Source organism: Sulfurovum sp., from assembly GCA_020525365.1.
In the GTDB taxonomy this organism is placed as follows: Bacteria; Campylobacterota; Campylobacteria; order Campylobacterales; family Sulfurovaceae; genus Sulfurovum.
The window spans coordinates 1,405,735-1,415,158 of record JAIZOF010000001.1 but is presented as its reverse complement, the minus strand read 5'-3'; the positions used below and the strand labels follow the sequence as shown (position 1 = coordinate 1,415,158).

12 protein-coding genes are annotated in these 9,424 nt (G+C 40.9%); 5 read left to right on the top strand and 7 right to left on the bottom strand.

Annotation, left to right across the window (positions count from 1 at the left end; translation table 11 throughout):
- Positions 1-765: LysR family transcriptional regulator (locus LGB01_07035; protein MCB4753951.1), on the top strand; the 765-nt coding region annotated here is incomplete at its 5' end.
- A 10-nt stretch (positions 766-775) separates the two neighbouring features.
- Here LGB01_07035 and LGB01_07030 read toward each other — a convergent pair.
- From LGB01_07030 to LGB01_07000, 7 genes are all read right to left on the bottom strand, one after another.
- A complete protein-coding gene (locus tag LGB01_07030) occupies positions 776-1,222 on the bottom strand; it encodes a hypothetical protein (GenBank protein ID MCB4753950.1) in 447 nt (148 codons plus the stop codon).
- Positions 1,223-1,229: 7 nt separating this feature from the next.
- On the bottom strand, positions 1,230-1,847 hold the full coding sequence (locus tag LGB01_07025; protein MCB4753949.1) for an aminotransferase class IV: 618 nt from the start codon (positions 1,845-1,847) through the stop codon (positions 1,230-1,232).
- On the bottom strand, positions 1,837-2,757 hold the full coding sequence (gene cysK / locus LGB01_07020; protein MCB4753948.1) for a cysteine synthase A: 921 nt from the start codon (positions 2,755-2,757) through the stop codon (positions 1,837-1,839). Before cysK ends, LGB01_07025 begins: the two co-directional genes overlap by 11 nt.
- Positions 2,758-2,784: 27 nt before the next feature.
- On the bottom strand, positions 2,785-3,171 hold the full coding sequence (locus LGB01_07015) for a hypothetical protein (GenBank protein ID MCB4753947.1): 387 nt from the start codon (positions 3,169-3,171) through the stop codon (positions 2,785-2,787).
- 231 nt (positions 3,172-3,402) lie between these two features.
- Positions 3,403-4,431, bottom strand: a complete 1,029-nt coding sequence (gene pyrC, locus LGB01_07010; GenBank protein MCB4753946.1) for a dihydroorotase — start codon at positions 4,429-4,431, stop codon at positions 3,403-3,405.
- Positions 4,400-4,783 carry a membrane protein insertion efficiency factor YidD gene (gene yidD / locus LGB01_07005; protein ID MCB4753945.1) on the bottom strand — a complete coding sequence of 128 codons (384 nt, stop codon included), beginning with the start codon at positions 4,781-4,783 and terminating at the stop codon, positions 4,400-4,402. The genes pyrC and yidD overlap by 32 nt, the downstream gene beginning before the upstream one ends.
- Positions 4,780-6,024, bottom strand: a complete 1,245-nt coding sequence (locus LGB01_07000) for an apolipoprotein N-acyltransferase (GenBank protein MCB4753944.1) — start codon at positions 6,022-6,024, stop codon at positions 4,780-4,782. Before LGB01_07000 ends, yidD begins: the two co-directional genes overlap by 4 nt.
- A 73-nt stretch (positions 6,025-6,097) precedes the next feature.
- On the opposite strand from LGB01_07000, the gene yajC reads away from it, so the two are divergent.
- The 4 genes from yajC to LGB01_06980 all read left to right on the top strand — a co-directional run bounded on the left by yajC (position 6,098) and on the right by LGB01_06980 (position 9,407).
- A complete protein-coding gene (gene yajC / locus LGB01_06995) occupies positions 6,098-6,385 on the top strand; it encodes a preprotein translocase subunit YajC (protein ID MCB4753943.1) in 288 nt (95 codons plus the stop codon).
- On the top strand, positions 6,372-7,955 hold the full coding sequence (secD, locus tag LGB01_06990; protein ID MCB4753942.1) for a protein translocase subunit SecD: 1,584 nt from the start codon (positions 6,372-6,374) through the stop codon (positions 7,953-7,955). Before yajC ends, secD begins: the two co-directional genes overlap by 14 nt.
- Entirely contained in the window at positions 7,955-8,926 is a 972-nt protein-coding gene (gene secF, locus LGB01_06985) for a protein translocase subunit SecF (protein ID MCB4753941.1), read from the top strand. Before secD ends, secF begins: the two co-directional genes overlap by 1 nt.
- A 142-nt stretch (positions 8,927-9,068) precedes the next feature.
- Entirely contained in the window at positions 9,069-9,407 is a 339-nt protein-coding gene (locus LGB01_06980; protein MCB4753940.1) for a DUF6394 family protein, read from the top strand.
- The last annotated feature ends 17 nt before the right edge of the window (positions 9,408-9,424 follow it).

Genomic DNA, 9,424 nt, shown 5'->3' with positions numbered 1-9,424 from the left:
GTCAAAACCATTGAACGAAAGAAGAATGGTATAAGGCTCACTACAGAAGGCGAAGAGCTCTATAAGGTTGCGACATGTTTGGAAAAAGAGATACATGAAGCAGAAAAAGATATCCTTAAGATTATAAACAAAAAGCTAACCTTCCGTCTTGGTGCCTCCTATACCATTGGAACTTATATTATTCCAGGTGAGTGTCTGAATGCTATGGGCAAGGCTATCAATAATGATATTAACCTTAGTATTGATGTAAGTGATAAGATTGTTCAAAAACTAAAAGACAGAAAACTTGATGTGGGACTCATTGAGTCACCGGTGATGGATGCGGACCTTATCTACCGTGAGTGGCATGAAGATGAGCTTGTGCTGGTGAGTAATGTTCCAATCCCCAAAACCGTTAAAACCGAAGAGTTGTATGAGTATCAGTGGATCTGCAGAGAGGAGGGTTCACACACAAGGCGTGTGGTTTCAGAAGTATTTGAAGAACTAAATGTCTCTTGTAAGAGCTTTAATGTACTTTCTGAAGTGAGCAACACAACTGCAGTACTGCAAACAATTAAAAAAGCCAAAAAAGACCCCCAGAGTCCAGTTGTTTCCATCATCTCTAAATACACGATTGAAGATGAGGTGCAACATGGTGAACTGTTTGAAGCAAGATTGCGTGGCTACGTGATGACACGTAAACTTTACATTGTTTATGCCAAAGAGAACAAGCACAATGCCTATATAGATAATGTGGTTGACTATATTATTACAGGACGATGCTAAGTTATATTGACTAGGGTCTCTTTTTTTTAAGAAGTTTTTGGTTTTCAGGATTGCTTAGAAGTATTTCCATGGAATGCTTATCTGAGAACCTTTTTTGAGACATAGGTTGTGCCAAATTGAGCATGATGGGGTACTCTTCAATAATGATTTGCTTGATAGCAAGCAGTGGTACCGTAACAATTGATCCAATGTTTTGACTGCCAAACCCTGCTTCAAATGAAAAAATATCTTCTTCTAATGTGGCACTTTCGTAGGTATATCCACTCAATACAAATAGAGCTATCTCTTTAAAGGTATCGAGTATATCGTCAGACAATGGAGGGTTGAAGTTGACATATTTCATCTCACAGGCAATTGCAAACTCTTGGTCTTTGGAAAAAAGATAAGCAATCGTCTTGGTCATATGCTCTTGCATCAGTGCTTTGTAGTCTTGTGTCTGAAAAAGGTTGGTTGTCATGGTCTATTCACTTGATCTGTTTGATGGTCATTTGATTTAGAACTTTGAATCCTACCATAGCATTGATTAAAGCCACGTGTGTATAGTCTTCCATATTTTTTTTAGCAATATCCCTAAGATGGAGCATGCCCTTGTCCAATAATTTTGCTCGCATAGTTCCTTCTAGTAACGGTTTTTTAGGGGTATACCACTTCCCCTTAGCAAAGAAAGCAATATTGGCAATGGTGGTGTCAGTGAGAAGCCCATCTTTTTCAATAATGATATCATCAGCTTGAGGGGAGAGAGAAAGCAGACTGTCAAGTACTTCTCTGTTGGCATATTTGTGATGGTACTCAATATTGGATGAAACAATGTGAAGTGTGTTGATATGTTTTGGTGTATAGGGAGTGTATTGGATACTCTCGATCGTTTGAGCATAAAGCACACGACAACGGAAAATACCCTTTTGAGAAGGTATGGTGATTTTTGATGCAAGGTCAATGGTAGAGGATGTTTGAAAAAGATGTGTGCGACTATAGTTCATGCGTTTTTGATGGTAGGGAAGATTGCAAATGACCCCCTCTTTGATTTTGATTGTTTCTAGTAAAAGTGGTCTTTGGATGGGCATGATTGGTTTAGTGGTCAAAGAGTTCTGTTGAGAGGTAGCGTTCGGCAGTATCACAAAGAATGGTGACAATGACTTTTCCTCTGTTTTCCGGTCTTTGTGCCAAACGGTAGGCTGCTTCAAGATTGGCACCAGATGAGATCCCTATGAGAAGTCCCTCTTTTTTGGCTATGCGAGCAGCCATACGAAAAGCCTCATTGTCGCAGACGGCAACAACCTCATTGTATATTTGAGTATTGAGTATGTCAGGAGTGAAACCAGCCCCAATACCTTGAATTTTATGAGGTCCTGCAGGTTCTCCTCCGAGTACGGCAGAAGCAGCTGGTTCAACAGCAACAATGTGTACAGATGCTATCTTTTCTCGAAGCACTTCAGCCGTACCGGTGATTGTGCCTCCTGTACCCACAGCTGCAATAAAAATATCTATATGCTCTTTGGTATCTTTCAAAATTTCTATGGCAGTTGTTGTGCGGTGCATTGCTGGATTGTCTGCATTGTTGAATTGTTGCAATAGAAGGGCATTGTCTATCTCCTGTGCCAATGTATGGGCTTTTTCAATAGCCCCTCCCATGCCTTTGGCAGCAGGTGTAAGTACCAATTCTGCACCAAGGTGACTGAGTAGTTTACGTCGCTCTATGCTCATAGAGTCAGGCATTGTGAGAATGAGACGCAGGTCTTTTGCTGCACAGATTGCAGCCAGACCTATGCCCGTGTTTCCACTGGTAGGTTCTATGATAGTTGTATGTTTGGTGATCTCTCCACGTTCTATTGCTTTGTTAATCATGTTGCAAGCAATTCTGTCTTTGACAGAGGAGGTAGGGTTCATAAATTCACATTTTCCCAGTATGGTCGTACCGGTCTCTTCTGAGAGTGAGTTGATCTTTACCAATGGTGTATTTCCAATAAGTTCTTCAATATTTTGAGCAATCACAGTTTTATCCTTTGTTGTTGCCTATGACTATGGCTTTTGACTAAGAGGTTTGAACTCATAATCTTCATTGTCGTAGTATGCTATCTCTCCATTTTCAATGTCGTAATACCATCCATGCAAAAAGAGCCTCTCTTCATCAACACGCCGTTTTACCGCAGGATAGGTGAGGAGATTGTCAATTTGATGAATGACTGAAATTTTCTCGGTGTAACGTAAAAGCTCTTCTTTGGGATGGTTCTTGTGGGTCAATAGTGCCACTTTTTTGGCAGCATGCCCTAGCTCTAGCCATTTGATTGTATGGATGTTCTCCGGACCCTCTTCAATATTTTTATAAAGTGTAGCAATGGCACCACAATGGGAGTGTCCGCAAACAATGATATCGGAGACATTGAGTATGCTAACGGCATACTCAATAGCAGATGTGTGGCATGATAGTCTGCATCAGGCGGAATAAAACAAAATTTCCACATTGCGAATAATAAAAAAGATCAACGTCTGGAACCAGCGGATCATGGCAGGTGCGACGTGGTCAGCCACACCCAATAAAGAGTGCCTTTGGGTATGCCCTTCAACTAGCCTTTAAACGATTTTATCGGCGACAATGCACTTTTCCAGCTACCGCGGTCCTTCAAATGCCTGAAATGATTATCCATGCTTCACCTCTGTAATAGTATACTGAAGCATCTCTTCAGCAGACATTGGCACGATGCTACCATAATTTGATGGTACTTTGAAGGGTTTTTTTTCAAGTAGAATCGCTTTTGTGGGAGGTGTGATGCCATAAATGCTTTTTGCATGATCGCTAAGAAACTTTTGTAGGTTCTCTAAGGGTGCATCATGTTTTTCAAAGAGCTCAATGAGTAGTTGTATGGCAATAGGTGCTGTAAAGACACCGGCGGCACAACCGCAAGACTCTTTATCTTCTTTTGGATGTGGTGCAGAGTCAGAACCAAACATTACTTTGGGGTGTGCTGTAAGAGCAGCCCTCAGTAGTGCCTCTTTGTCTTCTGGTCGTTTGGCAATGGGCTTACAGAAAAGATGAGGTTGCAACATGCCTCCTGCCACATCATCAAGTGTAATGAGTAGGTGGTGTACGGTAATGGTTGCATAGAGGTTATCGAATCGGTCAAGTGCAGCAACACTTTCTGCGGTTGTAATGTGTTCCATGATAATCTTAAGTTTTGGAAATGCTTTTGCCAATTTTTCATAAATAGGGATAAACTCTGCTTCTCTGTCCATGACAAATCCATTGGTCTCTCCATGGACACACAGAGGAATATGTAAGTCACTCATTGCCTCAAGGGTTTCTCTAAGATCCTCCAGATCAAAACCACTCACTCCACCCTCACTGTTGGTTGTAATGCCTGCGGGGTAGAGTTTGATTGCAGTCATCTTGTTACGTATACTTTCAAGAAACGTTCTGCTATAGGTTGACTTAAAGAAGAGAGTCATATAGGGGATAAAAGTCTCATCACCCATGGCTTCCTGGATACGCATTTTATATGAAACCAGTGCTTCTTCTGAGGTAAGAGGCGGCACAAGGTTGGGCATAATGATTGCACCACTAAAGGTTTTTGCGGAAGCCTTGACAGTGTCGTGTAGCATCTGCCCATCACGTAGATGCAGGTGCATATCAAGTGGACTATGGAGTGTCACGGTGTTTGGGTAGGGCATTGAAATCCTTTATGACATAAAAATAGCGGGCAACACTATGTCGATATTGATGCTTTGGAACCAACCAAAATATAACCTTGATTGTGCCATAGTTTGGATTAGAGGTGTGTAAAGCTGATATTTCTGGTGGAGTGAATTTGACAACCGGATAGTCTATGCCTCCTGTAAAGAGCTGATTGCAACGTAAAATACGCAGTGTGCTTGCTACCAATGCACGGTGTAGACCATTGAATTGGAGTTGCCAAGCTGCATACTCCGAACAAGTTGGATAATAACGGCAATTGGCAGGCAGCATTTTTGAGATGTATTGATAGCCTCTGATGGGTGCTATAAAAATTTTTTTAACTGTCATAGCATGAATACTTTTCCGTTAATAATCTTATAAGAGGGTGTCATATTGGTAGCATTATAGATGGTAGTACCATATTTTTGACTGTAGTATTGTAGTAGCAACCTTTGTAAGGTTGGTTCAATAGAGTGGGCAAACCAGCCATTGTTGCTAAGTACAATCATCTGTTTAGGGTTTCCTTCATAGAGTTTTTCTGAAGTGGCTTCAAAGCAGATGGCATTGCGGTAGCGTTTGTTCTCAATGGTATAATCAGCCAAGTTGCTACTGGCCTTATAGTCAACAGCATCATCGTAGAAGATATGATTGATCCAATTACCAAGAAAATCGGGCAGTGGGTTTGCCTCTCCAAATGGTACAAGAATGACTTTGTTGGCAACAGTGACCCTGCCATCTCTGGTAAAGATGTAGGTGGAGTTCCGTGGGGTTTTACCATCCCAATAGAGTGCACCAGTGACAATATTGATTTTTTTGGCACGCTGTTTGAGCTTTTTTAAAAGTGTACGATTGTGGTCAAGAAAAACCGGAAAAACCGATTCAGGAAGAATGACCAGTGTTTTGTTTGCATCAATTGCCTGATCAATGGCATGAAACAGTGCATTGAACTGAGCAGCATGTTTGGTTTTGTCCCACTTGTCTTTAACAGAGATATGGGTGGTTACAATTGTGATTGTATTGGAGGGAGTTAATGTACTAAGGCGTTGTGGTATATGGTGTGGCACGAGAAGCAATAGCATAAAAAACAGGTTTTTTCTCCAGTGTACCAGCGCAAGCACAAGCAATATGAGTAAAAATTGCCACTTCTGTGTGCCCATATAGCTCTCAACAAATATTAGTTCAGGTTTGAACCAATCAAAGCCAAAGGGGTGAATGTAGCTTAACACTAAAAGCCCTACAGATTTTAGTACCAACGTAAATCGTAAATCATGACTTATGGATGCTGTTGTGGCAATGAGCCAAAACAGTGCGCCATAAATTGCCCCAATGAGGAGTATTACAAAGGGGGTTGCCCAAGATATTTGATAGTAAATGAAACTGAGTGTTATCCACCAAAACCAGAGAAGTCCAAAGAAGAAGCCACTCCAAAACCATGTTTTGCTTTCAGACTGTAACAGGAAATAGAGTGAGATAAGCCCCAATAGTGTATTGAGCCAATAAAAGGTGATGCCAATATGGGCAAGATAGATAAAAAGGCTTCCAGTCATAGCAATAAGCAGTGCTTTGGGCAGTGGTCTGTTTGGTAACAAAAGATTCCCCTAAACGGTTCTATAATATAAAAGTGTTAAAATATTGTCTCATTTTATTTATAAAGGATTCCTAATGGAACAACAAGGTAGCGTAATTGGATCGTTTATTCCTCTCTTAATTCTCTTTGCGATTTTCTATTTTCTTATTATTAGACCACAAAATAAGCAACGCAAAGCACACGAAGAGATGCTTGCAAATCTCCAAAAAGGTGATAAGATCATTACCAATGGTGGACTGATTGTAACGATAGTAAAGCCTGAAGAGGATTTTCTTAAAATCAAACTCAATCATGAGACGATTGTGAAACTTGATAGAGCATTTGTTGCCCGAAAGGTTGATGAGGGCAATGAAAATGCTTAATTTTAGGGTTATGCTCTTTGCTTTTGCACTCATTTTTGGTGTACTCTTCTCCATTCCGTCGTTAATACAGAGTGAGAGCGGTAAAAAAATTACGTTAGGGCTTGACCTTCAGGGTGGATTGCATATGTTGCTTGGTATTAAGAGTGATGTTGCCATTGAATCACGCACGAAATCTATTGCTGCTAGCGTGAAGTACCTTTTTGATGATGAAGAGATTATTTTTGATGATCTGCGAATAGCGAATGGAAAAAAGGTGACGTTTGAACTGCTTGACAAAGACGATGTTGTCAAAACCAAAGAGATTTTGAAAAAAGAGCTCTCTGGAACAGTACTGACAGAGGATGGCTTAAAGTTTACATTGGCAATGACCCCTGAAGAGATGGCACGTACGAAAACCAATGCCATTAAGCAGGCAGTCGATACCATTCGTAATCGTCTCAATGAGTTTGGACTTGCAGAGCCTACTGTTGCTAGGCAGGGAAAAGAGAAGATTCTTGTTGAGGTACCAGGCATCAAAACACAGGCCGATGAGCAACGTATCCGAGAGCTCATTGCCCGTGCTGCACACTTACAGTTGATGGCGGTTGATGAGGATAGGGCGATGCGTGTGACAGCCATGAAGCCCAATGAGGCTAAGAGTTATGGGGATGTGATTCTCCCAGATGTCTACGATAAACATCAAAAGTATCTACTTCGGGCTATTCCGATTCTTGATGGATCCATGCTGACTGATGCAAAAGTAGGATTTGACAAAAACAATCAACCTGTCATAAACTTTGCGCTTAATGGACAAGGAGCAAAGATTTTTGGTGACTTTACATCAAAGGCAGTTGGAAAACGTATGGCAGTTGTGTTGGACAATGAAGTCTATTCTGCTCCAGTTATTCGTGAACGTATTGGTGGTGGGCATGTGCAGATCTCTGGAAACTTTAAGTTGAATGAAGCACATGATCTTGCGATTGCACTACGTTCGGGTGCACTACTCGCACCAGTCTATGTGATGGAAAAGCGTTCAGTAGGTCCAAGTCTTGGTGCAGACAACATCAAGGCTAGTTCTATGGCATTGGTGCTTGGGTTCATTCTTGTTGTTTTCTTTATGATTCTGTATTATGGTATGGCAGGAATCATTGCTGATGTAGCACTGATAGGAAACCTCTTTCTTATTTTGGCCATTATGTCACTTTTTGGGGCAACATTGACCTTGCCAGGTATGGCGGGGATTGTCCTGACAGTGGGTATGGCAGTTGATGCTAATGTGATTATCAATGAGCGTATTAGGGAACTGCTTCATGAAGGGAAGTCTATTGTTAAATCCATTGAAGATGGATACGATAAAGCGTTTACGGCTATTCTTGATGCCAATGTGACAACACTGATTGCTGCAGTGGTGCTTTGGGCATATGGTACTGGACCGCTGAAAGGTTTTGCATTGACTATGGGAATTGGTATTCTTGCTTCAATGCTAACAGCAATCGTAGGTACGCATGGGATCTATCAGTGGCTGTTGCCAAAGATTAACCGAAAAAAACTGGGCTTTTGGTTTGGTATTAGAGTAGAGGGAGGAAAGTAATGGAAATATTCAAGTATGATAAACCAATTTCGCTAATGGGAAAAAGTAAGCATTTTGGTATCCTCTCTTTAATGCTTGTGGCTCTCTCTGTAGGGTTAATATTTGTCAAAGGGTTTAACTACGGACTTGATTTTGCTGGTGGTACGCTGGTGCAGGTACACTATGAGCAGAATGCACCTATCAAGAAGGTGCGTGAAGCCATTGCCGAAGATGCGAAGTATAAAGGGGCAAGTGTTACTTATTTTGGTAATGATAATGAGATCATTATTCGAACCAAAAATAGTAGTGGTGCGCTTGGGAAAGACATGGGTGACACCATGCGTGAACTGCTCAAGGGAACAGGAAACTTTGAAGTACGACGTGTCGATATGGTTGGTGCAAAGGTTGGTTCTGAGCTTAGAGAAAAAGGAATGATGTCACTCGTTTTGGCAATATTGGGTATTTTGATTTATGTCTCTTTTCGATTTGAATGGCGTTTTGCGATAGCATCGGTTTTAGCACTTGTGCACGACGTAACCATTGCCATGGGAGCAGTTGTTCTCTTTGATATTGAGGTTAACCTCGATACGCTAGCAGCACTTTTAACCATTCTGGGTTACTCATTGAATGATACGATTATTGTGTTCGATCGTATTCGTGAAGGCATACAGCAAAGCAAAGAGAGTATGCTTGACCGTATTATCAATGAGTCGGTCACGCAGACACTTTCACGTACAACGTTAACCTCTCTTACTACATTTTTTGTGGTTTTAACACTCTTCTTGTTTGGTGGAGAAATTATCAAGGGCTTTAGTTTTACATTGCTTGTTGGTGTAGTTGTTGGTACATACTCTTCAATTTTTGTTGCATCACCCATTTTGATGTGGCTTGGTTTTTCTGTTAAAGGTTTCCGAGAAAAAGAGGCGAAGAGGCGTAAAAGAGAGAAAGAGAAAGAGAGAATGCGTGCTATGTACGAACAAGGAACGCTCTAAAAATGATTGTATCATTTTTAGAAAATCAAAACTTAAGAATGAAAGAGAAGGAGTTTTGGTATGCTTTTCTTATGTAAAGCATTTTTGCTGAAGTAACTTGAGGGTTGTTTCTGTATAAAACATCATTATTGAAGGAGTTTAAATGCAATGGGGAAAAGTCTTTTATATCTTTTTTACGTTAATGTCTTTAACAACATCGGCAGCGTTTTTGTATGAGGAATCTTTGGTTGCACTCTTTATTGCAGGGTCGGTTAATGTGGTTTCAACTGTCATGAAAATAGGTGTACGTAACCTACTTTCAGCAGAACTTTTGGCCGGTTCACTTGTGGCTGATTTGCACCTTATACCTGCATTTTTTGCATTACAATTCTATCAGAACCACTCGATTGCAACAGGCCTTGTGATAGGGGCAGTGGTTGCCAATGTCTATACGATGATTATTTCGATGATAGAGAGTTCTAAAGAGAAGACTGACTTCTAGCTATTTGTGTGATATTG